The sequence below is a fragment of the Peribacillus psychrosaccharolyticus ATCC 23296 genome (genome assembly GCF_000305495.1).
Classification (GTDB): Bacteria; Bacillota; Bacilli; order Bacillales; family DSM-1321; genus Peribacillus; species Peribacillus psychrosaccharolyticus.
The window spans coordinates 1-25,880 of the sequence record NZ_AJTN02000265.1 but is presented as its reverse complement, the minus strand read 5'-3'; the positions used below and the strand labels follow the sequence as shown (position 1 = coordinate 25,880).

The window sequence follows — 25,880 nt, the reverse complement described above, 5'->3', positions numbered from 1 at the left end:
ACAAGGGTCTCTTCTTATCTCTCGAACAATTTCGCGTTCGCTGGAATTGGCACAGTACTCATAAAGAGCCTTTTGCCGAGACTTCACAGGACCAGTTCCTCCATCTCTCTTGATAAGAATTTCATTATTTAATTGTAAAGCGTACTTATTCGATGTGGATTAATCATACTTATTATTCAGAATATTGTCAATTATATTTACTAGTGAATCTTTACTAATTTCTCTACATGAATGTTTTATATAACAAGAAGGCATTCAGTACAATCACAATCCCTGCAATAATCCAAGCAAGTATAGTCGTCAGCTTTCGATTAACCAGACTCCCCATTAGTGACTTATTACTTGTGAAGATAATAAGAGGAACTAAAGCGAAGGCAATACCGAACGAAAGAATAACTTGGCTTGCTACAAGTGCTTTCGTTGCATTAATTCCACCGATAATAATAATGAGCGGTGGAAGCATCGTAATCGCCCTGCGAAGATATAAATTAATTCGTTTATTAATAAATCCTTGCATTACTACATCTCCCGCCATCGTTCCCACAGATGAACTAGAAAGACCTGCAATTAAAAGGCCAAGGCCAAAACAAAGAGCTGCAGCTGGGCCTAAATAGACGCCAAACATTTCATAAGCAACACTTAGATCATCGGTAACCATATCTTTCTTGAAAAAAAGTGCTGCTGATACAATGAGCATCGCCATATTAATAGCCCCCGCAAAAATCATAGCAACCACAATATCAATACGCTCATATTTGTATATTTTTTGTTTCTGTAAATCATTCACACCAACAATTCGATTCTGAGTCAAAGAAGAATGAAGATAAATAGCATGCGGCATCACGGTCGCTCCGAGTATCCCTGCAGCCAGCAAAATACTATCTGTCCCCTCAAATCGTGGAATGAACATACCACTTACAACTTCTGCAGCATCCGGCTTCGCTAGGAAAGTTTGAACGGCGAAAGCCAAGACAACCATCAATACCATTCCGGTGATAACCGTCTCAAAAGTTCGGTACCCTCTTCTTTGTAATTCGAGAATCGCAAATGAGCAAACTGCTGTGATCAACGCAGCAGGCAGCATAGGGATACCAAAAATCAAATATAACCCAAGAGCTGCACCGATAAACTCAGCAAGATCAGTGGCGATGATGACGAGCTCACTCTGAATCCATAAAAGAACGGAAGCAGGCTTTGAAAAGCGGTCGCGTGCTACCTCTGGCAAGTTTTTTCCTGTCGCGATTCCTAACTTTGCTGACAAGGATTGAATCAACACGGCCATGATATTAGCTACAACAATCACCCATAGCAGCAAATATCCATACGTCGAGCCCGCTGTTATATTCGTCGCGAAATTCCCTGGGTCAATATACGCTACTGCAGCAATAAAGGCAGGTCCCATAAACGGCAGAATTCTTTTCCAGCCTTTTACCTTTCCATCTAAAACTGCTTGAGCTGCTTTACTATTTTCTTTAAGTGGAATTAATGGTGGTTTTGTTTCTTTCATCTCGATGTTCCCTCCTAACAAAACAAAGTCTTACAACAAAAAAAGTTTACCTTGCGAAACTTTTTGAATGGTTATAGTGTATGCCTATCCGCACAATTTGTAAACCAATTGAGCTCGATGAAATCTGAAAAGAAACTACAAAAAAACTGTCGAGAGATTCTCGACAGTTTGACTAAACAGGACCTGCTTTTCACTTAGCGTGCAGGAGTAAGTTCTTCACTAAGTACGGTCTCAATTTCTTTGAAACGCTTAGAAATAGTGGATGCTCCTACGCCATATTTCTCGGCAAGCTTCCCTTGAGAAAGACCAAATTCACCAGATGAAATCTGTTTAACAGCATATTCCATAGCAGCTGCAAATGCTTCCGGCTTACGAATGACAGGTGATTCTTGCAGACAGAATGTGTTCCAAAGTTTCTGAGTTAGCTCGATAAGCTCCTCTGGATACTCCTCCTGCTCCATTCCCTTTTGCAGAATACGTGCAGTTTCTTCTTGCTTCTCATTTCCCCAATCCAGCCCAGCAGATTCAGAAAGTTCATTTCCTTTAACTACTGCAAACAGTGCATTCAAGACCTCAGGGAATTGTTTTACCATAAACTCTTCAGCTTGTCCGTTAAAAGCAGACAATTGCTCTTTCATTGCTTCAAGAATTTTTTTGGTATGCTGCATTTCAATACTAATAAATGGTGTAAAGAAGCTCATGACTTCTTCCATTTCAACAGGATAGCCAAGAATTAAGCTATCGCCATCCATATTCTGTTCCCGATAGCCATCCATCGGAAGCAAATAGGCTTTCTTCGTAACAATATCCTCTAGAGACAATACGTCCTCATTGATTCCTTGGATCATTAGCAATGAAGGAGCCGTATTTAACCATGACTCAACGATTTCTTTCGTTTTTGTCCGGATGATTGAGTCACCCTGTTCAATTAAATACTCTTCTAGTATCGTGTGGCCATTGACAAGTGGTTGAGACAGCATGCCCCACATTCTAAAGTTAAATAAATATAAATCTTGTGTTTCCTCATCCAAAGTAGAATAAATCGGCTGTTTTTCCGCAAGTTTGACAATCTCATCTTGATACTGTTTTTCCGTATAATCGATAAGATCTTTCTGGATTTGTCTAGCTTCCTCGTAGTTAATCATTACAGGAATCTCCGTTACCTTACGTTCACAGCATTTCTTATACTTTTTCCCGCTTCCGCATGGACAAGGATCATTTCTATTTGCTTTAATCATGTTGTTAGTAACCTCCAAAATAGTGCTATACACCATTGTACCAGAAATACAGCAATTAGATAAGAACGGAAGAATCCGGAAGCCGCTGGAAATTCACTTAAAAGAGGCAGTTCACGGTATTCTTACACTCTATTCATTGCTTATACCTGCTTAACATGGTTGTATAAAGTTATTTACTGTTTTCGAAATAAATAAGGCACAGAGTCTTTTAATAAACTTAAAACCCCTCCAGGATGATAGGGCATGAGCTGATTCGCCGCTTTTACCTTTACCCACTTGACCTCAGAAATTTCCGTCATATTTTGTATACCTAAAACAAACATACGTTCTTATTTATATATCCATCTTATACAATTCCACTTGTACTTTCAACTTTTAACTAAAAAAGATAGTCATCTATCATAATAGACTGACTATCCTATAATAAAGAGGTCTCTATTGCAGCAACACCTATTTTAAGGGAGACACTATGGGATTCGGGTTATTAATCCAAAAGCCATTTTCCTGATAATCAATTTCTGTCTGATTAATATAACGAGTATCGGCAGTATGAATCAGCACATGAATATCGTTAATGATTAGGAGTTCTTCTTGATCAGATTTATCTCTTGCCAGGGTTAAGGAATAGTGCATTTCGTTACAGCACTCACTTCTTACTCCAAATCGTAAAAACCTGCTTTCCTCATCGTTCTCCTGAATTTCTCTAATTTTTTCTTTCGCTCTATCTGTAATTTTAATCATTCTCCACACTCCTTGCCCGTTTTGAACTAATAAACCTACTTTAGCACGTTATACTTATTTATAGGTACGAACTAGTTTTAAAGAAACTGTTAACCATTCAAATTTAATTAAACGATTGATTAATAAATTTCTATCTGCTTGCTATAAGTACAAAAACAAAGAGGACCCTTTGCTATAAACGGTCCTCTGTTCTCTCTCTATCAAGCTTTACAGCATTTAATCAATCGATTGATTAATAAAATTCATTCCTCTTCGAGAACCACTTCCAGATGATGCGTGCAATTAAACAGTTCACAATCCCATTGATCCGCTGTCAATAGAATTTTCGTAACCGAGGTATTGTTTAGTGGTCCATGACCCTCATTAACGGGAACCAGCTTATTCAACAGATGCCGATTAAAGGCGCCATGACTGACGAGTAAGATATTCTGACCAGGATGTTTTTTGAGCATTTCTTCAATTGCAGGCAGACCACGGGCTTCAACACTTTCTTTAGTTTCCCTTTTTAAATCAAGATTTCGCCAATCACTGCCCCACTTTTCTATTCGTTCGGCTTCCGTTGTTCCTTCCATTAACCCTCCGCCAGCCTCCCGCAAACGCTCATCAAAGAAGATGGGTATATCTCCTAGTTTTTTATGAACGGCTTCAGCTGTTTGTCTAGCCCTTGTTAAATCACTTGAATAAATAACGTCCCACTGCTCTTTACTTAAACGCTCTGCAAGCTTCTGTGCCTGGTTCACACCCTCCTCATCCAGCGGGATATTCGTGTGCCCCTGTGCCCTTCCTGCCTTATTCCAAGCCGTACTGCCATGTCTGATAAATCCGATTCTAGTCATACTCACTCTCCCATTCACTAAACTTATTTTATCTCTTCCTGCAGACATACACCATATTTGTTGCATCTTTAGTCAATGCTGTTTTACGCCAATCCTGATATCTATGGACGACAGAGAACCCGTGACTTGCTAATAGCCTGTCCATTTCTGCTGGATAGACATACCGTAATGAAATCTTAGATTCTGTCTTCAAGATACTGCCATCACTCTCTTGAAATCTTCGAATAGTCACATAGGACTGAACCTGTGTTACTGCCTGATAAACCGCTATTGTCGATACATCAACCTTTCTGCCGAGATGATCTGTAAAGGAACGCCAATATTCCTCTGTCTCCGGCTGCAGAAGTTCCTCTTTAGAGGGAAAACGCGTATCAAAGATGAACACGCCCTTTGCATTCAAATGGGCATGAACACTCTGTAAAAGCTGATCTTGATCTTCATTTGTCAGGAAATGCTGAAATGAATTTCCAACCATATATATAAATTGGCTGGTGACATCCAGCTTTAACTTTTTTAAATCTTGTTTGATCCAGCTAATCATAGAGTTTTTCGTCTTCTTTTCTGCTCGAGTCAGCATCCCTTCATGGTTATCCACCCCAATCATCCTATAGCCTTTTTCAGCAAAAGGAATGGTGACCCTGCCAGTACCGCAGGCTAAATCAATATTAAGCCCATTCGAATCTGCGTATTCTTCAAGTAGTGCAAGATCGTGTAAGGAATCATTTTCTACATCATAAAGCTCAGGTATGTTATATTCTCGCGAGTTATCTTCCATTAATTTCATAACCTCCATTATATTTCCTACCCTCATTATTAATATATTGGTAGAAATAGGATTCTATCAAGTATATTATTAAATTATTACTACGTAACATCTAAGAATCTCTAAGGCGGAGGCATCATGAAACCAAATTATAAACGTATTTTTATTTTAGTATTTTGTTTAGTACTACTAGGAGCTACTGCAACAATAGCGATTAAGAGCAATAAGAAAAAACAATATGACACAAGGTATCCAGATGTAGTCGTTAAAACACTTACTAATAAAACAGATGGTTTTACAGTAAACTACCCTTCTCTGGACATCCCTAAGATTGATGTCATTCTTTCATCCTATGCAGCAGGAAAATTAGCTGATCATATTACTAAACACCCATCCAAACCAAACTCACAAAAAATTTCCTATGAGATTAAGCATTTCAGTGAACAGACTGTTTCTATTCTTTTTAAAGAAGACAACACGACTGCTTTTCAACTCCTTACCTTTGATATTCCGTCACAAAAGATGATGACAATCAATGATTTATTCATAAAAGAGACTGATTACCTTGAAACCCTCTCGAATATTGCAAACGGAGAACACATCCAAACAAGGGGTAAACAAACGGATTTCAATCAATTTATAGTGCTGGGTGATACCTTACTTTTTTATATGCAAGCAGAGCAAAATTCATCTAGAAAACCAAAAGTAATGGCCATAAAAAAAAGTCTGTTTAATGACAGTCTTGTACATACATACAAAGAAAAGAACGTGAATAAAGATCAACTACTAGACAAAGTTCCAACGCGCGTCATCAGCAAGCTTCCGGACCAGATGAAAGTCGACCCAAAGTCCAGAGTAATTGCCTTAACGTTTGATGATGGTCCCTCTGTGGAATCAACTAATATAATTTTGGAATCATTAAAGAAGTTTAATGCTCATGCAACATTTTTTGTGCTGGGAAGCAGGGTTGAATCTCACCCTGAAATCGTCAAAAAGATGACCGCATTAGGAAATGAAGTTGGAAACCACTCTTGGGATCATTCACAATTAACTAAGCTAAGCCCTAAAAAAATAGCCGTACAAGTAAACAAAACCCAACAGATCATTAAAGACTCTAGTAATTATGAGCCTACGCTCCTCCGCCCACCTTATGGAGCCTTTGATCATAAAGTCATTGCTTCATGTAAAAGTATGGACATTGCTCTTTGGGACATCGATCCCGAGGATTGGAAGATTCGAAATAAAGAAAAGATTATCCATAAGGTAATGAGTAAAGCGGATGATGGTAAAGTTATTCTCCTGCATGATATCTATCGAACAAGTGCCGAAGCAGCTGAAGAGATTATCCGATTACTCAGTGAACAACACTATCAACTCGTGACCGTGTCCGAACTGAAAGAAGTGCAGAAACAACGAAACCATTCAGTCGCGTCATCCTAAACAAAAGGCTTTCTTTAGGAGCCTTTTTTGTTGCCTAAAAGACAAAAAAGCCATTTCAGGAAAATGGCTTTGCTGCACTTACACATTTATATCTTTTTAACAAATTCAGATTTTAATTTCATTGCGCCAAAGCCATCAATCTTACAATCAATATTATGATCGCCCTCTACTAAACGAATACTCTTTACTTTAGTACCCATTTTTAAAACGGATGAGCTTCCTTTTACCTTAAGATCTTTAATGATTGTCACGGCATCACCATCATTTAGTTTGTTTCCGTTAGTATCCTTGATTATTGCTTGTTCTTCCGTCTCTGTACCTATTTTCCACTCATGGCTGCATTCTGGGCAAACCAATAGAGATCCATCTTCATATGTATATTCTGAACTACACTTCGGGCATTCCGGCAATTCCGCCATCAGGTTTCCTTCCTCCATTACAAATTACAATTTTAAAAACCAACGTCCATATATGCCTATACTGCCACGTCCCTCTCCTATTGACAAACTACTTTCACCTTTTTCTAGTGCTTGCCTCAAGTAATTTCAATGCATAAAAAACTATCGTTTGAATAAAGACCAAACGATAGCTTTCTTTTAAAAGTTTTAGAGTTCCTTATTCTACGAACTCACCAGTTAGTTCTTGAAAACAATTTGAAGCTTTCCTTTTACTTTGCCAGAAGAATATCCATCTTTCACATCAACATAGTATTTACCTATTTTCATACCTGTAAATAATGCCTTTCCATCCGCTAAACTATGATAGCCTGTGGACTTTCCAGTACGAGCATTGACAAGACGAACGCTTACGTTACTATAATTAGTCAATTTCTTACTTCCAGAAGAAGTCTTTAAATAAATGGGAGAAACTAGTTCTACCTCTAAGTCACTATGTTTGTTAGGATTACCAATTTCGCCATCCCATTTTCCATCTTCTGTTTGAAAAGAGTACTGAGGAACACTTGCTTGAGCAGAAGAAGTACCTGCTGCCAATCCGCATGCCAGAACTAACACAAAGGTACTAAAGAATAAAAATAAATTTTTCATGTTATTTCCTCCTCCATTCTTTATACATCATAATAACAGAATATACTGAATATCAAAGTGGAAATAAATGGATTGTGTTCGTTTTAATCTATTTAAATGTGAAAAATACCACAGAAAAACTTAGTGCTTATTCAACTAAATATCCCGTTAGTGCCCTTGATTATTTTATAAAAAAGGTAATTTTCAGGTTATACTAATAATCACACTTATTATTTGGGAGGGAACTTGAAATGACACGATTACAAGATAAGGTAGCCATTATTACAGGTAGTGCAAATGGAATCGGTAAAGCAATTGCCGTTCGCTATGCACAAGAAGGGGCAAAAATAGTCATTGCGGATTTCAATGAAGAGGCATTAAATAGTACGGTCGATATGTTAAAAGGCCAAGGTGTACAAGCTGTTGGAGTGAAAGTAAATGTAGCAGTTGAAGAAGACATTCAGAGAATGATCGATGATTCTGTCGCAGCTTTCGGGCGGATTGATATTTTAGTGAATTGTGCGGGTGTGTTAGATAAAATGCAGGCTGCTCATAATGTAGAGGATGATGTTTGGCAGCGTGTTATGGACATCAATGTTGGCGGGGTTATGCGCAGCACACGTAAAATCTTACCACTATTTCAAGCACAAGGAAGCGGTGTGATCGTTAACCTTTCATCTATTGCTGGTTTAACTGGGGGACGTGGAGGCTTCACGTATACAGCCGCTAAACATGCAGTAACGGGTATGACAAAAAACATAGCTTCGCATTATGGTCCGCAAGGAATTCGTTGTAACGCAATCGCTCCAGCACAAGTAGAAACAGGGTTAGTAGCTTCAATGGAAGGCATGGACATGGAAGGTATAAAGTATGCAACACGTGGGGTAAACATGATGCCGCGTGCCGGCCAACCTGAAGAAATTGCAGATATTGCTCTATTCTTAGCTAGTAACGAATCCTCCTACGTTAACGGCGTAGTTATGGCTGCCGATGCTGGATGGTCCGCTTACTAAACACATATTGTTTAGAAATGAATCCATTTTTAAAATGGATTCTTTCTTATTTATTCCCCAATTGGTTTTGAGGATTATTCGAATAAGCGCTTCTATTTTGAAAAATCCAGTACAGCTCTTCAAAACAGAAATTCCGTATAATCATATGAATGAATAGGCTGCGTAGCAACGAGTAGACGGTGAAGGCACCTAACCTTTTGCATTGATGACCTTGAATGCCAGCCTGCTTTATATAAGAAAAAACACCTCCATTGGAGGTGTTTTTTCCGATATCCTACGTCAACATACTTCGCTTATTGTACGTAATAGCCGCCGCCCTCAGAGGAAATAACATAATCTGGTTTTGGTGGTTTGCCGCCATGTTCAGCGATTTTCTTTTTGTGGCCTTCAATATGCTCTGGGCTCTTTTCCCAAGCTTTCCAAGCCTCTTCTGATTCCCAGCGAATCAATACGATTACTTCTTCATCGCCACGACGTGTTTTTTTCACTAACACTTCGCGATCAATATAGCCTTCACGTTGTTCAACTTTCGATGGTCTTTCTGGATTTTTCTTAAAACGCTCAACAACCTTATGTGCATTACCTTCTGTTACTACAGTCCGACGCATTTGAACAAACATAAACATACTCCTTTTATAAAAAAAGCATGCCCTAATTGAGACATGCTCCTTATGTGAATTATTTTAATTCATCTAGAATTTCTTGCATTTTTTCTACTTCAGTAGTGATACCGTTAGAAGAGAAGTACCAATTTGTTCCATCAAGATAGACGATTTTGTCTTCTTTGTAAGCACGTGTTTTCTTAATGATATCATTTTCAATTTGGCCCTTAAGTACGTCAACCGATTCAACACCACGATCAATTACTAATAATACTTCTGGATCAACTTTCAAGATTGACTCATAAGAGAAGTCAGAACCGTGCGATCCAGTTTCGATATTAGTTGTTGCTGGTTTGAAGCCGAAATCATTGTATACATAAGCGAAACGAGACTCTTTCCCATCATCAAAACCAGAAATTGCCTTATCGTTATACATCGCTACTAATGCGTTTCCGTAACCAGCAGCTTTTTCTTTAACTTCAGCTACTTTAGCTGATAAGTTATCATTCAATGCTTTAGCTTCATCTTCTTTGTCAAAGATTTTAGCAGCTAAATCAACTGATTCCTTAACACCACCGATGTAGTCCGTGTTATCAGAACCGATAAAAACTACATTTGGTGTGATTTCTTTTAACTCTTCATAGTATGAAGTTTGACGACCAGAAATGAAAATGGCATCTGGCTCAGCTGCGGCTATTGCTTCTAAATTTAGTTCTTTTAAAGATCCAACGTCAGTAACGTCATCATTTATGTATTTTTCTTTTAAATGTTCAGGCATATTCCCTTTACCACCATTAGCAGCAATTCCAACGATCCCTTCAACCCCTAAAGCGTCAAGGGTATCTAAGAAACCGTAATCTAATGTTACGATGCGTTTAGGTTGTTCTTTGAAAGTGACATCTTCAAATACAGTTGAGCTTCCTGATTCACGATCTTCACTACTTGCCGTTAATGATTCAACTGTCATTGGGAATGCTGCATTTGATTCAGCTGAAGTTTCTTTATCAGTTGAAGTCTGCTCTGTTTTACCTGAAGATTTTTCCTTAGTCTCGTCCGTACCACAAGCACCCAACATTAAAGTCAACGCTGCAGTTGCAGCCAAAATACCCCACTTTTTCATTTTCAAATTCTCCTCCTAGAAATTTACACCATTTGTAATTGAGAGTGATTATCTTTATCAATTAGATACCTCAATCTTAGCTGACTTTCTTTCCCATTGTCAATACAATTTTCCCAGAAAATTATTGTGACTGGAAATAAACACAGATTCGGCATCCATCTTGCTCTTGAACCGGGATGTGCATATCATACACGTCACGAAGCGATTCCGAGTTAATGATTTCACTCGTTAAGCCGTCTTTTATGAGACGACCATCTTTAAGCGCAACGATGCGATCTGAATAAACAGAGGCAAAGTTAATATCGTGCAATACAATAACAACCGTCTTACCTAACTCATCAACGAGCTTACGTAATATTTTCATGATTTGAACAGAGTGCTTCATATCTAGATTATTCAACGGTTCATCCAATAGAATATATTCGGTATCTTGCGCAATCACCATTGAAATAAACGCACGTTGCTTTTGTCCACCAGATAATTCATCTAAAAATTTATCCTGCATATCGATTAAATTCATATACGATAAAGCTTCGTCTACTTTAGCATTATCTTCTTTTGTTAAACGTCCCTTTGAATAAGGGTAACGACCAAATGCCACAAGTTCACGAATCGTTAGACGCACGTTAATAAAGTTTGATTGCTTCAAGATTGCCACACGTTTTGCGAAATCTTGAGACTTCATCTTTTTCACATTGTTATTGTCTAATAACACTTCACCAGTATCTGAATCTAGTAAGCGACTAACCATTGATAATAATGTCGATTTACCAGCACCATTTGGCCCGATAAATGACGTGATTTTCCCCGTTTCAATCTTCACTGACACATCTTCTACAACAGGTTTTTTACCAAAAAACTTTGTTAATCCTTTAATTTCAATCATCCTGCTGCCCTACTTTCTTTAAGTAATAAGTAAATGAAGTATAGTCCACCGATAAAGTTGATAATAACACTAAGTGTCGTATTTAAATGGAATACGTGCTGTACAAGGAACTGACCACCAACAAGTGCAATGATACTAATTAAACTTGCTCCCAGGATTAGAACAGAATGCTTGTATGTAACTAAAAATTGATAAGCCAGGTTCGATACGATTAGTCCTAAGAAGGTAATCGGACCCACTAGGGCTGTTGATGTTGCCAGTAAAATCGATGCCAAAACAAGTACATTCAACACGATTTTATCGTAATTCACACCTAAGTTAATCGCAGTTTCACGACCTAAATTCATAACATCTAAATCACGCATCATTCGACTACCATAAATGAAGCAAGCAAGTAAAATAATTGCGGAAATCCCAACAAGTTCAGATTTCACATTGGTAAAGCTTGCAAATAAACGACTTTGAAGACTTAAATATTCTATTGGATCGATGATGACTTGTAAAAATGTCACTAAGCTTCCTAGCAATGTACCGATAATCATCCCAGCCAATAGCAGAAGGAAAATTGGATACTTATCTGCACGGAATAAAAAACGATACAATAGTAATGCGAAGATAACCATCACCACTATTGCTGTACCAAAGTTTACATAACGGTCAACAACGAATACTGATGCTGATCCTAAGAAGAAATAAAGCACCGTTTGGACTACTTCATACATCGAATCTACACCAATAATGGATGGTGTTAAAATTCGGTTACGTGTTACCGTTTGAAACATAACTGTCGCATAAGCAATCGCAACTCCTGTAATAACCATCGCACAAACTCGTACTACACGTTTCGGAAAGGCATAGCTAAAGCCGCCTTGAATGTTGTAAAACAAGAAGCCAATAATTGAAAGAATCGCAATAACTGCTAAAATTAAGATTTTTATTGTATTATGCTTCTTCACACTACTTTGCATATGCTTTCCCCCTAAGTAACATGATTAAGAAGATTGCACTACCGATAACCGCTACCGTTGTATTAACCGGAATTTCATATGGAGCTACAACAATACGGCTCAGAATATCACACACAAGGAGGAATACGGCACCAAGCACAATAGTATGAGGAATTGTTTTACGTAAATTATCCCCTAGATACAGCGACACGATATTAGGAACAATCAATCCTAAGAATGGGATAACGCCTACTGTTAAAACAACTGTCGTTGAAATAACTGCGATTAAAACGAGGCCGATATTCAATACCGTTTTATAACTCAAACCTAGGTTCTTCGCAAAATCCTCGCCCATCCCTGCAACCATGAACTTATTTGCAAAAATATAAGCAAGAATGATTGCTGGTACTGCTACATAAAGTAACTCATAGCGCCCTGAAACAACTAACGTGAAGCTGCCTAGGAAGAATGCACTCACGTTTTGTAATATATCTGCTTCATAGCCTAAGAAGGTTGTCACTGATGAAATGATATTTCCGTACATAATACCGATTAGTGGTACGAAAATAACATCTTTGAATTTAATGCGTTCTAATAGACGCATAAAGATAAACGTTCCGATTAAGGCAAAAGCAAAACCAAAAATAATTTTCTGCATGTACGTTACATTCGTGAAAAAAATCATTGCAATAACAATACCTAATTTTGCCGCATCTAACGTACCTGCTGTTGTAGGAGATACAAATTTATTGCGGCTCAACGATTGCATAATCAAACCGGCAATACTCATACCTGCACCAGCTAAGATAATAGCCATTAATCGTGGTAAACGACTTACCAGAAAAATTTGAACTTCATCTGATTGGAAATCCAATAAATCAGTTGGCTTAATATCTATGGCTCCTATAAACAGTGAGACGAAAGATAAGATAACAGCGGCAACCACTAACATCCATAATCTCATTTCGTAATCCCCATTTATTCTATTTTCTATATTTATAATGATTCTCTTATTGAAAATGATTATCATTACATACAAGATTCATTATATACTGACTCTTTCTGTATTTCCAACCCGATTATCCAATTAAGGATATTATTATCTAAATTAAAGTAATCTTCTATTAGGGGCGTGTCTCACAGTTCTTTTAGTTTAGACATCAAAAAGACTCCAGAACATGTGTACATGTTTTGGAGTCTCTTTGATGCTTAGTTTGGTTGTTTTCCTTGCTCTGTACCGACACGCTTTAAGAAAAGTGACACGATAAAAGCGATAATTGAGATAATCAATCCAAATAAAATTGAATTTTGTACCCCTTCAACTAACCCAACAACAGGATTGTCATAGCCTTTTTGTGTAATGGACATAATGGTAACCGCCACCGCTGTACCAATTGCACCGGCTACTTGTTGTAAGGTATTCATAACCGCTGAACCATCTGTATATAACTCACGTGGTAACTCATTTAACCCGTTCGTTTGAGCAGGCATCATAATAAATGAAATTCCAATCAGCAAAATAACATGCATGATTATAATATAGATACTTGATGTATTCAGATCAACCATACGTAAAAAGAGTAAACTGATAATGGCCAGCAGCATTCCGCTTAATACCATCCATTTTGGCCCGAATTTATCAAATAAATTTCCAGCCACAACGGACATTAAGGCATTGACCACACCACCTGGAAGCAAAAGTAAGCCAGCGGCCATTGGAGCCAGTATCAGCGCATTTTGCAAATAAATTGGCAGTAACACCATGACAGACAATAACGTCATCATAACCGCCAAGATGATGACAACACCTAAAGTGAACATAGGATATTTAAAGACACGGACATTTAACATTGGTGTTTCCAATTTAAGTTGACGAATGATAAAGATTATAAGTGCGGCAAGACCAATCCCTACAGCAATATATACTTCTGTTGTTAAAAATGTCCCTCGTTCACCTGAAATACTGAAGCCGTACACGACGCCGCCAAAACCAATTGACGAAAGTAAAAAAGAGATGACATCAAGCTTGGTCGGACGTACTTCACTCACGTTTTCAATAAAACGCATACCAACGAATAAGGCAATCATCAGGAATGGTACAGTCACCCAAAAGATAAAGTGCCATGAAAGCTGCTCTAAAATAATTCCCGAAAGTGTTGGCCCTATCGCTGGTGCAAATACAATAACTAAACCGATTTTCCCCATTGCAGCTCCTCGTTTTGCAGCGGGATAAACGAGTAAAACAACGGTTGTCATGAGAGGTAAAACAATAGCAGTACCAAGTGCCTGCACAACCCGGGCAATCATCAATACAGAAAAGTTTGGTGCAATAGCTGCAATAAACGTTCCAATCACTGATAAGGTTAGGGAAGCTGCGAATAACTGGCGTGTTGTAAAGCGCTGCATTAAGAAAGACGAAACGGGAACAAAAATACCCAGTACTAATAAATAGCCAGTTGTAAGCCATTGTACGGTTGATGGTTCAATTCCAAAGTCTTTAGCAATCTCAACAAACGCCATATTTAAAGCTGTTTCATTAAATAGACCGAAAAAAGCCGCGATTAAAAATGGAAGCACAATTTGATTGCGCTTTTCATATAAATTACTCATAAATCCTCCATCAATTCTGTTTCTATAGTAGTATTTACTCTCTTTCCCCTATGCGTGTAAAAGACCTTTATTTATACAAGCTTTATGCATGATCTTGTGAACTTGGTTTCAATATTAGTAACTTAATGTAACAACCTCCCAAAATAATAGTTTCTATAATATAACAATTAGCTACTTATATTAACACTTTATTCCTTTATCTTCAACAATAGCAAGCCTTAATGTATTCAATGATTCTCTTACACTTAAACATTTCTCATTTACACTAAAAAAGACAATAAGTGAAAGCCTATTGTCATTCTCCATTATTAACGTCTGCCGATTGTACGATACTTGAGGCCTATCGTACTTTCTTGTTTCAAAATGATATTGAACGTAACAGAGTTATCAATTAGTTTATGTTCCTGTAGTTAAGTACTATTCCTCTTTTTATTCCTTACGTTTAAAAATGGTCTATCCAATTTCGATAGGCCACTACATGCATATTATTAGTTTGATAATGCGATTTTTATATGAGCTAAGTGATGCTCTTCGTGCCAAGCTAATTTCGCAAATTTTTTTGCAACTGTTACTTCGCCATTTACCTGATGAGTAAAAGTTCGCTCTAATTGCGCTTCAGTTAAACTGTATCCTAAAGCAACAATACGCTCATTTAAACCTTCCAGCATTTTAATAGAACTTTCTATTGGAAGTTTTGTATCCGGTTGAACAGCCCACTTTTCTTCGTCAAAAGCTGGTACGGTAGGATTCTCGTCAGTTAAAGCTAGCTTCAACCGTTGATACATGTTCAGCTGAGAATCTGCAATATGATGAACAAGCTGACGAACTGTCCAGCTGCCTTCACGATATGTTTTGCTTAATTCCTCATCACTTAGTGAATTAACCGTTTCCCTTAATTTAATTACGTAAGATTCAATTTCCTGTAGCCATCCTTGAATACTTTCTACTGTAACATTTTCAGGAACTTGTAAACTCCCAATTGGAAACCGTACATCCATTATCATTCACCTTTTCCCTATTTTTTTCTTTCATCTCTTTATAGTTTAACATACATAATCCCACTCCTTTATTACGTATTATTCAAGAAAATGGAACTTTTAGATATAAGAAAAACCGAAATCCCCTACTTAATAGAATAGGAAATTCCGGTTGTTCTCTTTTATATAGTTCTTACTCGACAGTTACACTCTTTGCCAGGTTACGCGGCTTATCAACGTCACATTCGCGTTGCAGGGCTGCATAATAAGCAATCAATTGAAGCGGTATTACTGAGACAAGAGGTGATAAGAGTTCATGAACTTCTGGAATGACAAAACGATCGTCTTCTTCTTCCAGACCTTTCATGGTAATAATACATGGATTCGCACCACGAGCTACGACTTCTTTTACGTTGCCTCGTATGCTAAGGTTTACCTCGTTTTGAGTGGATAGTGCAATAATTGGAGTTCCTTCTTCAATCAGCGCAATTGTACCATGTTTGAGTTCTCCACCAGCAAATCCTTCTGCTTGGATGTACGAGATCTCTTTAAGCTTTAGTGCCCCTTCTAAGCCAACATAATAATCAAGAGAGCGGCCGATAAAGAAACAGTTCCGTGTTACAGCAAGATACTCACGAGCAATTTCCTCAAACTGTTCCTTTGAATCACATAGCGCTTCCATAACCGTAGCGATAATCCCTAGTTCTTTGACTAAATCAAAATCAACTTGTTGCTCACGGAATTCTGCAACTACGTTAGCAAGGATACCAAGTACAGCAATTTGAGCTGTATATGCTTTTGTAGATGCTACAGCTATTTCTGGACCTGCATGCAGCAGCATTGTAAAGTCTGCTTCTCGAGAAAGCGTAGAACCCTGTACGTTCGTAATTGTTAATGATTTATAACCAAGTTCTTTAATCGCTACAAGCACGGCACGGCTGTCTGCAGTTTCTCCACTTTGAGAAATAAAGATGAACAGCGGCTTTTCCGAAAGTATCGGCATGTTGTAAACAAATTCAGATGCCACATGAACCTCAACTGGAATCTTAGCCATTTTTTCAATGAACTGCTTACCGATTAAACCAGCATGGTAACTAGTTCCGCACGCAACAATATACACGCGGTCAGCTTCACTAACAGCTTCTGAAATATTATAATCAATAGTCAGCTTGCCTTCCTCATTTTGATACGCTTGAACAATTTTACGAATAACCAGCGGCTGTTCGTCAATTTCTTTCAACATATAATGCGGATATGTGCCTTTTTCGATATCACTAGCATCGATTTCAGCTGTATATGGTGCACGGAGAATTTCTTCCCCTTCTAGGTTTTTAATTGTTACCTTTTCTTTTGAAACGAAAACCATTTCTTTATCCATGATTTCCAGATACTGATCAGTCACTTGTATCATTGCCATCGCATCGGAAGCTACTACGTTAAAATCAGAACCGACACCTACTAATAATGGACTCTTATTCTTAGCAACGAAGATGACATCTTCATTTTGATTATCCAATAAAGCGAGTGCATAGGATCCTTTTAACAGCATTAACGTTTTACGGAAAGCCGCTTCAACTTCAAGGCCGTCATTAACAAACTTCTCAATTAGCTGAACGATGATTTCAGTATCTGTATCACTAACGAACGTAACGTCCTCTAAATACTCACGTTTAAGACCTAAATAGTTTTCGATTACACCATTATGCACCAACGTCAAACGACCTGATGTACTCTGATGCGGATGTGCATTGTTATGGCTTGGCACACCATGAGTTGCCCATCTAGTATGGCCAATTCCCGTGTGAGCTAGAACCGTTTCATCTACAACACTGCGAAGATCAGCAATCCGGCCTTTTTCCTTAAATACTTGAACACCAGATTCAGTTACAACTGCTATTCCTGCAGAATCGTATCCTCTATATTCTAGCTTTTCCAATCCTTTTAACAAAATTTCCTTTGCATCCGTATTACCGATATATCCAACAATTCCACACATAAATCCGTTCCTCCGTCTAAGCAAGGGAACAGGAATGCACGGGGGCACTCCTGCCCCCTTGTCTCTTATATTTTTTATATGTGTATCCCTCACCCTTTGTGCAGCACGTTGCCACGCTGTTTTAAGGTCAAGGTTCCTGCGGCTGTACACGTTCAGCCGGGAGGTATCCGCCGAAATATCGATAAACCTCCTCCTCGTCAACTAAGCTTATAACACCGTACGCTTAGTTCAGGCGCTTTGAATGAATCTACTACTTGCCCTTCCTTTCTATTTAAATACCCATTTCTTGAAAAAATGGGTGTTAAAACAGAATTATCATAACCCATAATGTTCTTTCCGTCAATTTAATATTCCTTTATTATATCAAATCAGTAAAAACTGATCTGGTTATAAAAATATGCAAAAGAGGAAAAAAGCGTTCCTCTTTTGCATATTTGTTTTTTATATCAGGTCTTTTTTTACTCAGCTAAACCCATTTCTTCTTTTACAACAGAAGCAATACGCTCAACATATGTCTCACATTGCTCGGCAGTTGGAGCTTCTGCCATCACTCGTACTAATGGTTCTGTTCCTGAAGGACGAACCAAAATTCGGCCATTTCCATTCATTTCAGCTTCCACCTCACTGATAATCGCATGAACCTTTTCGTTTTCAGTTACACCATGTTTATCTGTGACACGAATATTCACAAGCTTTTGCGGGAATTTTTTCATTTCGCTTGCAAGCTCTGATAATGATTTTTTCGTCATATTCATGATATTCACCAACTGTAAACCAGTTAACAGACCGTCACCAGTAGTGATGTGATCAAGGAAAATAATATGGCCTGATTGCTCGCCGCCTAGATTATATCCGCCTTTTTTCATTTCTTCTACTACATAACGATCACCGACTGCAGTTTGGATACTCTTAATTCCATGCTCCTCAGTTCCCTTATAGAAGCCAAGGTTACTCATTACAGTTGATACGACCGTTCCATGCTTAAGAAGGTTATGATCGTTCATATAACGTGCACAGATGTACATGATTTGGTCACCATCTACAATTTGTCCTTTTTCATCAATCGCAATTAACCGGTCGCCATCACCATCAAATGCTAAACCGATACTGGCCCCTTTTTCTAGTAAAAAGGCTGCCAGTGCTTCAGGATGTGTTGACCCGACGCCTTTATTGATGTTCAATCCATTTGGAGATGCTCCCATGGTTGAGATATCTGCATCCAAGTCAGCAAATAAATGTGTTGCCAAGGATGAAGTTGCTCCGTGTGCACAATCAAGAGCTATATGTATACCTGTGAAGTCCTCATCAACTGTTTGTTTTAGATATTGCAAATATTTCTGGCCGCCTTCAAAATAATCATTTACGTGGCCAAGGTTTTCTCCCACTGGTCTTGGAAGTGTATCATCTGATAAATCCATTAACGCTTCAATTTCATTCTCTTGTGCATCTGACAACTTGAAGCCGTCTGGACCAAAGAATTTAATCCCATTATCTTCAACTGGATTATGCGATGCTGAAATCATAACACCCGCTTCGGAACTTAGCGCCTTAGTAAGATAAGCAACACCTGGTGTAGAAATAACACCTAAGCGCATGACTTCTGCTCCGATTGATAAAAGACCAGCAACAAGGGCTCCTTCAAGCATATGACCGGAAATTCGGGTATCCCTGCCAATTAAAACTTTAGGACGCTGTGTATCCTTTGTTAGTACGTAACCGCCGAAACGTCCTAGTTTAAAAGCCAATTCTGGTGTCAACTCGCTGTTGGCAACCCCTCTTACCCCGTCAGTACCAAAATATTTACCCATTTTCATAATCGCTCCTTTTTCGAATTGTTCCGTTAAACGTTAGGAAGTCTCTTCCTCATTATCAGTAATAGAAATTGTGACCATTCTTGAATCAAGTTCCCAATTTGTGTTATCCGGCGCCTTAACTTGCACAGCGACATCATGAGTCCCTGCTTCCAACTGATTTACATTAACAGATAACTGTATATTCGCCTCTTTAAGTTTATTCAACTCGGCTCTAGTGCCCTTAAACGTAATACCCATAGAACCCATTGAAGGATTTACAAACTTCATCGAACGGTCTTTGTCCAGTCCAACCGTTTGAATCTTAAGATTGGAGAATTTCTTGGTTTGAATGCTTACATCTTCATCTTTATCGGTATCTTTATCCTCTGTCGGTTTATCTACAGGTTTATCTGTATCGTTTGTATCTTCAGGTAAAGAAGCCTCAGAATCGGGATCTGTATCGTTATCCGTATCGGTGTCAGCCTCCGAATCAGGATCCGCTTTTTCTGTCTTAATGTTCACCTTCACAGTATCCTTCGAAACTTTTTTTACATCATCTGGAACACTAATCGGAAGTTCGTACACAGCATCCCCTGTAATATTAGAAATGTTGACTGGGACAGTAACTTCGTTGATGTTCTCAAGAATTGCTTCTTTTCCATAAATCGTTACTTCTTTATCATCCGTGGTCAAACTTTTTATCTTTAATCCGCTCTTTAGCTTGCCTGACTGTATTGGCCTAATCGGAACTGTTTTAGAAGGAATATTCACTTTTAATGAGACATTCACCACTGCTGGTTCAATCGTCACGTTCAGCTTATTCAAGTCTCGATCCAGCGCTTTAACGGTTGCTTCACGATTGACTGATTCATCCATTCCTTTTGTTAAACCAAGTGTCGCTTTTACAAAAGAAATTTGATCAATGACATCTTTGGCTCCTGTGATCTTAACCGTTTGAGGATTACTCGTTGGATTTTCAGCTGTGTATCCCTCTTCTAATAACGAACGATTGTAATCAACATCTACTGAAAAATCTTTTGTCACCTTTTCCTGAACCATAACGGTTGCATACGCAGGTGAGAGGGTAGCTGTTAATTTTTCATTAAGATTACGGATTTTTAACGGCACCTTTTTCTCTCCCAATGTAATTTCAGGATCAGAAAGGTCAATATAGACTTGAAATTCTCTTTGAGTTTTAGCCGGGAGTAACAAACTTTTAACCCCTTCAAGGGTAATCTTCACTGTTTCCGGGGCACCTGTAACGACCAAGTTTTCTTGATCATAATCTATTTCAACTGGAACATCTTCTATTACTTCTTGAGAAACCTTACCAGGCGTATTAAAACCCAAGGAACCATTTTCATTTTTGGATTCGAAATTAACAGATGTAAATAGAAGAGCAGCTATTGCCAAAGCAACCAACCTTGAAAACCAGACGCTATTTGTATATTTATCCATTTTTCTTCCCCCTCCAATTCCAGAGTGTCGAGGAAGCTTGTTTGTTATCTAAGATTAGTTCTTTTGATAACATACTCTTAAATGTTTCTAGATCCAAATCACGATAAAGCTCGCTGTTTTTCGTCAGGGATATACTCCCTGTTTCCTCCGATACAATAATCGTTAGACAATCAGTCGCCTCACTAACCCCCATAGCAGCTCTATGTCTAGTACCAAGTTCTTTTGAAATAAACGGACTTTCCGATAACGGCAAATAACACGCAGCTGCAGCTATCTGATTATTTCGAAGAATAACTGCTCCATCATGAAGCGGTGTATTTGGTATAAAAATATTGATCAATAGTTCTGAGGAAATGTGTGATTCAATAGGTATGCCTGTTTCTATGTAATCACTTAAATCTGTTTCCTTTTCAATTGAGATTAAAGCGCCAATTCTACGCTTAGCCATATAAGATGTTGCTTTCACTATACTTTCAACTAACCTATCCTGCTCATCTTCTTCCTGTCCAACGGTTGTCCTCGTGAACAACTGCCCTCTTCCTAACTGTTCAAGAGCACGGCGTAATTCAGGCTGGAAGATGATAATAACAGCGAGGACTCCCCAGTTCATTACTTGCTGCATTAGCCAGCCCAGTGTATTAAAGCCGATTAAGCTGCTTAGACTCCGGACAATCACAATTACGAAAATCCCCTTTAATAGTTGAATGGCTTTTGTACCTCGTATAATGACGAGCAATTTATATAAAACAAACCATACAAGGAGGATATCTATTAAATTGATTACATAATCAATGAATGGAAGATTGGATAATGTGGATAATGACATGGTTTTTCCTCCAATCAGTAAAACGTTTACGCTAAATCGTAACTTAACCATTATACCACTAATGTTCTTATTCTTCTAAAGTTAGTATACCTAGTAAGCATGAAAAAAACACAATCCTTTTGTATTTGCAAACCAAACAAGCCTGCACCCATAGGGCAAAGGCTCTCCTTCATTATACAAGTAAAAGTCTGATATTTATTCGTTCTCATCTCCCTTAAATAAAGCTTTACCTGTACTTTTCACTTTAAACCAGAGCCATTCAAACATTTCATCAATCACAACAATTTGTCCCGTTACCTTACCGGCATAAGCCATATACTGCTCCCCATTTATAACCGTTACATCGCCATTTACTTCACCTTCAATACGTATATCGCCGTTCTTAACTACTACGTCCCCCTTAACCACTTTCCCGGCAGGTATAATGACCATTTCATTTTCAACTACAATGTTTTCTTGCTTTGACACTGCAAAATTTTGTTCTTCACCCCAAGTTGAGAAAATTGACCCTCCCATTAAGACAATAAATAATGAAGCTGCTGTTAACAGAGGGTGATTTCTCAAATAGCGTTTCATCCCTATATTTTTCTTTTCTTTCGGAATACTTGCCATCACTCGTGCTGTAAAATCATCTGGTGCTTTAATTCTAGCCGTACTCTGCACTAGAGCTATTGCCTTTTTCATATCATGAAAATAGGAACGACACTCTGCACAACTATGCAAATGTTCTCGCAAACGTTCTTTGTTTTCTTCTGTTATCGATTCATCTAAATAATCATGCATATAGTCAACGATATCCTCGTGGCAACTCATCGTTTTATTCACCTTCTTTTTAAAAATTACTCAACTGTTTTCTCAATGCTTCACGGCCTCTGTGAATTCTCGTTTTGACCGTTCCGATTGGCAGATCCAGAATATCACTTATTTCTTTTAGGGATAATTCCTCAATGTATTTTAAGACAATCACCGATCGGTATTTCTCTGGCAGCTTTAGAATCTCGTCTTGTATGGTCTCCTGAAGCTCTAATGACTCTACCTCATCTTCTGGTAAAGCACTGTCATCAGCAATTAATGAATACATATTTAAACCTTCTGTCCCAGCTACTTCAGCATCCAAGAAGTAATCTGGCTTCTTTTTACGGATTCGGTCAATACATAAATTTGTTGCAATTCGGTATAACCACGTAGAAAACTTCATTTGAATATTAAAACGGTGAATATTAACATATGCACGAACGAATGCCTCTTGTGCCATATCTTCGGCCTCATGACGGTTTCCAAGCATTCTAAAGCACAATTGAAAAACCTTATCCTTATACAATTCAACAATTTCCCCAAACGCATTTTGGTCTCCCTTTAAGACCTGATTAATCCTCTGTTTAATGATGACTTCCATTTTGTGTATTACCCCCGCTCATGCGGCTATACGATACTTACGAATCGCACGCTAAAAGGTTTCAAAAATAATTACTTTAATTTTATCAAATTTTAACATTTTTTGTTTAATTAAATTAATATTGGGTAAATTGTTTAAAAATACAAAATAAAGCGAGGATGTCTTTACTATGATAGCAGAACAACTGTTAACCAGAATAGAAGAATATAGAGAAAGAATGATTCATTTGGCAGGGCATTCCTCGATGAGAGATAGTCGCGTAGTAGAGGTCAGCGCAGAGCTGGATACTTTAATCATTCAATATATCCATCTAACCAAAAAACAGTAACGGGGGAGGTTACTGTTTTAATTGTCTTTCATTATGTAAAAGCAGCGTAACTTACTTTACACTAGCTTCTCACCAAACAAAGAACCCATTAAGGCAACAGCAACCGTCGCTGTTTTATTCTTATCATCTAGGATAGGATTCACTTCTACAAACTCAGCAGAAGTCACAATACCTGACTCTGAAAGCATTTCCATCGCCAGATGACTTTCTCTGTAAGTAATCCCCCCTAACACTGGTGTTCCAACTCCTGGAGCATCAATAGGATCTAACGCATCCATATCTACTGATAAATGGACACCGTCTGTTTTTTCATTAAAGAAAGCAATCGTTTCTTCTATTACTGCTGCCATCCCGCGTCTATCAATTTCATGCATAGAAAATACTTTAATCTCTTTCGCTGTTATTAATTTTCTTTCCCCTTCATCTAAAGAACGCGCACCAATAATGACCACATTTTCAGGTTTAATTTTAGGTGAATATCCATGGATGTTTACAAGTTCATCGTTTCCCAGCCCTAGACTAACGGCTAGCGACATCCCATGAATATTACCAGAAGGTGTCGTCTCATCTGTATTTAGATCGCCATGAGCATCAAACCAAATCACACCCAGATTCTCATAATGTTTTGACGCTCCTGCTAATGTTCCGATGGCAATTGAATGATCGCCCCCTAATACAAGTGGAAATGAGTTCTTACCAAGAATAGCGTCGACTTTTTCTGCCAGTAGCCTGCTCCCGATAGTGACCTCTTTCAAGTTATTCAGCTTCGTTTCTGAAGTGTCCAACTGTGCGGGCCTTCCAATCATAATGTCTCCTGAATCCTCAACATCAAACCCTAAACTATCAAGTCTCTCTACTACCTCAGCGTACCTGATTGCGCTTGGTCCCATATCTACCCCACGTCTATTTTGACCGAGATCCATAGGAAGACCAATGATTGTTATTTTCTCTATCTTCAAATCCTCATCCCCTTTAAACCATTTTATACCAATATAGGTACCTGGTTCAACAAAGCAAAAGGTTGTATAAAGATACAAAAAAACCTTAAACCATAGAATGGCTTAAGGTTTCAGTATGGAGCCTAGCGGGATCGAACCGCTGACCTCCTGCGTGCAAGGCAGGCGCTCTCCCAGCTGAGCTAAGGCCCCTCTTGTACAGTAATGTACGATTAAGCTGGAGCGGAAGACGGGGTTCGAACCCGCGACCCCAACCTTGGCAAGGTTGTATTCTACCGCTGAACTACTTCCGCAAAAAAAGTGAGCCATGTAGGATTCGAACCTACGACCCTCTGATTAAAAGTCAGATGCTCTACCAACTGAGCTAATGGCTCATATTAATTAACAAAATAAAAAGTCAGATGTTTATGTTTACTAGTTCAAACGTAAACTCACAACTGAGCACTTAATACTTTATAATAATATGGCTGGGCTAGCAGGATTTGAACCTACGCATGACGGAGTCAAAGTCCGTTGCCTTACCGCTTGGCTATAGCCCAATATATTGTATACCTGACAAAAAAATAGGTGGTAATCATATATTTCCCTTAAAGAGAAAATATATAACTGTCCACTAATTGATTTTATAAATGGTGGAGGGGGGCAGATTCGAACTGCCGAACCCTAAGGAGCGGATTTACAGTCCGCCGCGTTTAGCCACTTCGCTACCCCTCCAGAAAAACAGTGCCGGCAAGAGGACTTGAACCCCCAACCTACTGATTACAAGTCAGTTGCTCTACCAGTTGAGCTACACCGGCAAGTGTAAAATAAAACATGGTGGAGGATGACGGGATCGAACCGCCGACCCTCTGCTTGTAAGGCAGATGCTCTCCCAGCTGAGCTAATCCTCCATATATAAAGTGGTGACCCCTACGGGATTCGAACCCGTGTTACCGCCGTGAAAGGGCGGTGTCTTAACCGCTTGACCAAGGGGCCTAACTAATTTTCATTTCAATTCCAAGTAAACTAGTAAGCTCCCAAGCGGATTCGAACCGCTGACCTCTTCCTTACCATGGAAGTGCTCTACCTACTGAGCTATGGAAGCATGGCTCCGCAGGTAGGACTCGAACCTACGACCGTTCGGTTAACAGCCGAATGCTCTACCACTGAGCTACTGCGGAATGGTATAATGTTTCCTAAAACTCTTCGATAGAAAAAAATTAAAAGTGAATCTGCCTGGCAATGTCCTACTCTCACAGGGGGAGACCCCCAACTACCATCGGCGCTGAAGAGCTTAACTTCCGTGTTCGGAATGGGAACGGGTGTGGCCTCTTCGCCATCATTACCAGACATTATTCATTTATCAAAGACATTTATTATTATAATATCTTTTTATGGATTTTTCAAGAACAAATTTCTTGTTCCTTCAAAACTAGATAATAA

General features: G+C 38.6%; 24 protein-coding genes, 10 tRNA genes, 1 rRNA gene and 1 riboswitch. Of the genes, 3 read left to right on the top strand and 32 right to left on the bottom strand.

Translation table 11 applies throughout. The features are described from left to right. Positions 1-11: 11 nt before the first annotated feature. Positions 12-119: riboswitch (SAM riboswitch) on the bottom strand. Between the two features lie 104 nt (positions 120-223). The 5 genes from WYK_RS22875 to WYK_RS22855 form a co-directional block, all read right to left on the bottom strand. Next, on the bottom strand, positions 224-1,507 hold the full coding sequence (locus tag WYK_RS22875) for an Nramp family divalent metal transporter (RefSeq protein ID WP_051387868.1): 1,284 nt from the start codon (positions 1,505-1,507) through the stop codon (positions 224-226). A gap of 194 nt (positions 1,508-1,701) precedes the next feature. Next, positions 1,702-2,745, bottom strand: a complete 1,044-nt coding sequence (locus WYK_RS22870) for an SEC-C metal-binding domain-containing protein (protein ID WP_040376725.1) — start codon at positions 2,743-2,745, stop codon at positions 1,702-1,704. A gap of 450 nt (positions 2,746-3,195) precedes the next feature. Beyond that, on the bottom strand, positions 3,196-3,486 hold the full coding sequence (locus WYK_RS22865) for a HesB/IscA family protein (RefSeq protein WP_040376724.1): 291 nt from the start codon (positions 3,484-3,486) through the stop codon (positions 3,196-3,198). 242 nt (positions 3,487-3,728) lie between these two features. After that, on the bottom strand, positions 3,729-4,322 hold the full coding sequence (locus WYK_RS22860; protein ID WP_040376723.1) for a histidine phosphatase family protein: 594 nt from the start codon (positions 4,320-4,322) through the stop codon (positions 3,729-3,731). Positions 4,323-4,350: 28 nt separating this feature from the next. Beyond that, positions 4,351-5,097, bottom strand: coding sequence for a class I SAM-dependent DNA methyltransferase (locus WYK_RS22855; protein ID WP_040376722.1), 747 nt, complete (start codon positions 5,095-5,097; stop codon positions 4,351-4,353). A gap of 126 nt (positions 5,098-5,223) precedes the next feature. Between WYK_RS22855 and WYK_RS22850 the strand changes: the two genes are divergently transcribed. After that, positions 5,224-6,525 carry a polysaccharide deacetylase family protein gene (locus WYK_RS22850; RefSeq protein WP_040376721.1) on the top strand — a complete coding sequence of 434 codons (1,302 nt, stop codon included), beginning with the start codon at positions 5,224-5,226 and terminating at the stop codon, positions 6,523-6,525. An 86-nt stretch (positions 6,526-6,611) separates the two neighbouring features. Here WYK_RS22850 and WYK_RS22845 read toward each other — a convergent pair whose 3' ends face one another. Beyond that, complete coding sequence (locus WYK_RS22845) at positions 6,612-6,944, bottom strand: zinc ribbon domain-containing protein YjdM (RefSeq protein ID WP_040376720.1); 333 nt, start codon at positions 6,942-6,944, stop codon at positions 6,612-6,614. Between the two features lie 216 nt (positions 6,945-7,160). Then, a complete protein-coding gene (locus WYK_RS22840) occupies positions 7,161-7,571 on the bottom strand; it encodes a carboxypeptidase regulatory-like domain-containing protein (RefSeq protein ID WP_040376719.1) in 411 nt (136 codons plus the stop codon). Between the two features lie 230 nt (positions 7,572-7,801). On the opposite strand from WYK_RS22840, the gene WYK_RS22835 reads away from it, so the two are divergent. Next, a complete protein-coding gene (locus WYK_RS22835; RefSeq protein WP_040376718.1) occupies positions 7,802-8,563 on the top strand; it encodes a glucose 1-dehydrogenase in 762 nt (253 codons plus the stop codon). Positions 8,564-8,856: 293 nt separating this feature from the next. Here WYK_RS22835 and WYK_RS22830 read toward each other — a convergent pair whose 3' ends face one another. From WYK_RS22830 to sigW, 13 genes are all read right to left on the bottom strand, one after another. Beyond that, positions 8,857-9,183, bottom strand: a complete 327-nt coding sequence (locus WYK_RS22830) for an antibiotic biosynthesis monooxygenase family protein (RefSeq protein ID WP_040376717.1) — start codon at positions 9,181-9,183, stop codon at positions 8,857-8,859. A gap of 58 nt (positions 9,184-9,241) precedes the next feature. Then, entirely contained in the window at positions 9,242-10,285 is a 1,044-nt protein-coding gene (locus tag WYK_RS22825) for a siderophore ABC transporter substrate-binding protein (RefSeq protein WP_040376716.1), read from the bottom strand. 121 nt (positions 10,286-10,406) lie between these two features. Continuing rightward, positions 10,407-11,171, bottom strand: a complete 765-nt coding sequence (locus tag WYK_RS22820; RefSeq protein ID WP_040376715.1) for an iron ABC transporter ATP-binding protein — start codon at positions 11,169-11,171, stop codon at positions 10,407-10,409. Continuing rightward, positions 11,168-12,139: an iron chelate uptake ABC transporter family permease subunit gene (locus WYK_RS22815; protein WP_040376714.1), complete on the bottom strand. Its 972-nt coding sequence runs from the start codon at positions 12,137-12,139 to the stop codon at positions 11,168-11,170. The genes WYK_RS22820 and WYK_RS22815 overlap by 4 nt, the downstream gene beginning before the upstream one ends. Beyond that, entirely contained in the window at positions 12,129-13,082 is a 954-nt protein-coding gene (locus WYK_RS22810; RefSeq protein WP_040376713.1) for an ABC transporter permease, read from the bottom strand. The genes WYK_RS22815 and WYK_RS22810 overlap by 11 nt, the downstream gene beginning before the upstream one ends. Before the next feature lie 245 nt (positions 13,083-13,327). Beyond that, positions 13,328-14,728: an MDR family MFS transporter gene (locus WYK_RS22805; RefSeq protein ID WP_040376712.1), complete on the bottom strand. Its 1,401-nt coding sequence runs from the start codon at positions 14,726-14,728 to the stop codon at positions 13,328-13,330. 488 nt (positions 14,729-15,216) lie between these two features. After that, positions 15,217-15,726: a YfiT family bacillithiol transferase gene (locus WYK_RS22800; RefSeq protein WP_040376711.1), complete on the bottom strand. Its 510-nt coding sequence runs from the start codon at positions 15,724-15,726 to the stop codon at positions 15,217-15,219. A 172-nt stretch (positions 15,727-15,898) separates the two neighbouring features. Beyond that, complete coding sequence (gene glmS / locus WYK_RS22795; RefSeq protein ID WP_040376710.1) at positions 15,899-17,701, bottom strand: glutamine--fructose-6-phosphate transaminase (isomerizing); 1,803 nt, start codon at positions 17,699-17,701, stop codon at positions 15,899-15,901. A 458-nt stretch (positions 17,702-18,159) separates the two neighbouring features. Beyond that, a complete protein-coding gene (glmM, locus tag WYK_RS22790; RefSeq protein ID WP_040376709.1) occupies positions 18,160-19,509 on the bottom strand; it encodes a phosphoglucosamine mutase in 1,350 nt (449 codons plus the stop codon). A 39-nt stretch (positions 19,510-19,548) separates the two neighbouring features. Further along, on the bottom strand, positions 19,549-20,952 hold the full coding sequence (locus WYK_RS22785) for a CdaR family protein (RefSeq protein ID WP_040376708.1): 1,404 nt from the start codon (positions 20,950-20,952) through the stop codon (positions 19,549-19,551). Further along, on the bottom strand, positions 20,945-21,778 hold the full coding sequence (gene cdaA, locus WYK_RS22780; protein WP_040376707.1) for a diadenylate cyclase CdaA: 834 nt from the start codon (positions 21,776-21,778) through the stop codon (positions 20,945-20,947). Before cdaA ends, WYK_RS22785 begins: the two co-directional genes overlap by 8 nt. A 195-nt stretch (positions 21,779-21,973) precedes the next feature. Continuing rightward, on the bottom strand, positions 21,974-22,591 hold the full coding sequence (locus WYK_RS22775; protein ID WP_040376706.1) for an anti-sigma factor family protein: 618 nt from the start codon (positions 22,589-22,591) through the stop codon (positions 21,974-21,976). Between the two features lie 19 nt (positions 22,592-22,610). After that, positions 22,611-23,174 (bottom strand): RNA polymerase sigma factor SigW, encoded by a 564-nt coding sequence (gene sigW / locus WYK_RS22770; RefSeq protein ID WP_040376705.1) that lies wholly within the window; start codon positions 23,172-23,174, stop codon positions 22,611-22,613. A 169-nt stretch (positions 23,175-23,343) separates the two neighbouring features. Between sigW and WYK_RS24335 the strand changes: the two genes are divergently transcribed. Then, positions 23,344-23,502, top strand: coding sequence for an aspartyl-phosphate phosphatase Spo0E family protein (locus WYK_RS24335; RefSeq protein WP_081705018.1), 159 nt, complete (start codon positions 23,344-23,346; stop codon positions 23,500-23,502). A gap of 56 nt (positions 23,503-23,558) precedes the next feature. Here WYK_RS24335 and rocF read toward each other — a convergent pair whose 3' ends face one another. The 12 genes from rocF to rrf all read right to left on the bottom strand — a co-directional run bounded on the left by rocF (position 23,559) and on the right by rrf (position 25,787). Continuing rightward, complete coding sequence (gene rocF / locus WYK_RS22765; protein ID WP_040376773.1) at positions 23,559-24,455, bottom strand: arginase; 897 nt, start codon at positions 24,453-24,455, stop codon at positions 23,559-23,561. 122 nt (positions 24,456-24,577) lie between these two features. Next, positions 24,578-24,650 (bottom strand) — tRNA-Ala (locus tag WYK_RS22760). Positions 24,651-24,676: 26 nt separating this feature from the next. Beyond that, positions 24,677-24,751, bottom strand: a tRNA-Gly gene (locus tag WYK_RS22755). A gap of 8 nt (positions 24,752-24,759) precedes the next feature. Beyond that, positions 24,760-24,832, bottom strand: a tRNA-Lys gene (locus WYK_RS22750). A 90-nt stretch (positions 24,833-24,922) separates the two neighbouring features. After that, positions 24,923-24,997, bottom strand: a tRNA-Gln gene (locus WYK_RS22745). Between the two features lie 91 nt (positions 24,998-25,088). Then, positions 25,089-25,172, bottom strand: a tRNA-Tyr gene (locus tag WYK_RS22740). Positions 25,173-25,182: 10 nt separating this feature from the next. Next, a tRNA-Thr gene (locus WYK_RS22735) sits at positions 25,183-25,255 on the bottom strand. A gap of 17 nt (positions 25,256-25,272) precedes the next feature. Then, positions 25,273-25,348: transfer RNA gene (locus WYK_RS22730), tRNA-Val, on the bottom strand. Positions 25,349-25,358: 10 nt separating this feature from the next. Beyond that, positions 25,359-25,433: transfer RNA gene (locus WYK_RS22725), tRNA-Glu, on the bottom strand. 36 nt (positions 25,434-25,469) lie between these two features. Then, positions 25,470-25,542 (bottom strand) — tRNA-Thr (locus WYK_RS22720). 1 nt (position 25,543) lies between these two features. Next, positions 25,544-25,618 (bottom strand) — tRNA-Asn (locus WYK_RS22715). Between the two features lie 53 nt (positions 25,619-25,671). After that, a 5S ribosomal RNA gene (gene rrf, locus WYK_RS22710) occupies positions 25,672-25,787 on the bottom strand. Between the last annotated feature and the right edge of the window lie 93 nt (positions 25,788-25,880).

Coding starts and splice junctions, on each gene's coding strand:
- WYK_RS22785 (WP_040376708.1), bottom strand. CDS start 20,952: ATGGATAAATATACAAATAGCGTCTGGTTTTCAAGGTTGGTTGCTTTG.
- WYK_RS22865 (WP_040376724.1), bottom strand. CDS start 3,486: ATGATTAAAATTACAGATAGAGCGAAAGAAAAAATTAGAGAAATTCAG.
- WYK_RS22775 (WP_040376706.1), bottom strand. CDS start 22,591: ATGAGTTGCCACGAGGATATCGTTGACTATATGCATGATTATTTAGAT.
- glmM (WP_040376709.1), bottom strand. CDS start 19,509: ATGGGTAAATATTTTGGTACTGACGGGGTAAGAGGGGTTGCCAACAGC.
- WYK_RS22840 (WP_040376719.1), bottom strand. CDS start 7,571: ATGAAAAATTTATTTTTATTCTTTAGTACCTTTGTGTTAGTTCTGGCA.
- WYK_RS22870 (WP_040376725.1), bottom strand. CDS start 2,745: ATGATTAAAGCAAATAGAAATGATCCTTGTCCATGCGGAAGCGGGAAA.
- WYK_RS22820 (WP_040376715.1), bottom strand. CDS start 11,171: ATGATTGAAATTAAAGGATTAACAAAGTTTTTTGGTAAAAAACCTGTT.
- WYK_RS22815 (WP_040376714.1), bottom strand. CDS start 12,139: ATGCAAAGTAGTGTGAAGAAGCATAATACAATAAAAATCTTAATTTTA.
- sigW (WP_040376705.1), bottom strand. CDS start 23,174: ATGGAAGTCATCATTAAACAGAGGATTAATCAGGTCTTAAAGGGAGAC.
- WYK_RS22800 (WP_040376711.1), bottom strand. CDS start 15,726: ATGGATGTACGGTTTCCAATTGGGAGTTTACAAGTTCCTGAAAATGTT.
- WYK_RS22845 (WP_040376720.1), bottom strand. CDS start 6,944: ATGGCGGAATTGCCGGAATGCCCGAAGTGTAGTTCAGAATATACATAT.
- cdaA (WP_040376707.1), bottom strand. CDS start 21,778: ATGTCATTATCCACATTATCCAATCTTCCATTCATTGATTATGTAATC.
- WYK_RS22825 (WP_040376716.1), bottom strand. CDS start 10,285: ATGAAAAAGTGGGGTATTTTGGCTGCAACTGCAGCGTTGACTTTAATG.
- WYK_RS24335 (WP_081705018.1), top strand. CDS start 23,344: ATGATAGCAGAACAACTGTTAACCAGAATAGAAGAATATAGAGAAAGA.
- WYK_RS22855 (WP_040376722.1), bottom strand. CDS start 5,097: ATGGAAGATAACTCGCGAGAATATAACATACCTGAGCTTTATGATGTA.
- WYK_RS22850 (WP_040376721.1), top strand. CDS start 5,224: ATGAAACCAAATTATAAACGTATTTTTATTTTAGTATTTTGTTTAGTA.
- WYK_RS22805 (WP_040376712.1), bottom strand. CDS start 14,728: ATGAGTAATTTATATGAAAAGCGCAATCAAATTGTGCTTCCATTTTTA.
- WYK_RS22810 (WP_040376713.1), bottom strand. CDS start 13,082: ATGAGATTATGGATGTTAGTGGTTGCCGCTGTTATCTTATCTTTCGTC.
- WYK_RS22875 (WP_051387868.1), bottom strand. CDS start 1,507: ATGAAAGAAACAAAACCACCATTAATTCCACTTAAAGAAAATAGTAAA.
- WYK_RS22835 (WP_040376718.1), top strand. CDS start 7,802: ATGACACGATTACAAGATAAGGTAGCCATTATTACAGGTAGTGCAAAT.
- WYK_RS22860 (WP_040376723.1), bottom strand. CDS start 4,322: ATGACTAGAATCGGATTTATCAGACATGGCAGTACGGCTTGGAATAAG.
- WYK_RS22830 (WP_040376717.1), bottom strand. CDS start 9,183: ATGTTTGTTCAAATGCGTCGGACTGTAGTAACAGAAGGTAATGCACAT.
- glmS (WP_040376710.1), bottom strand. CDS start 17,701: ATGTGTGGAATTGTTGGATATATCGGTAATACGGATGCAAAGGAAATT.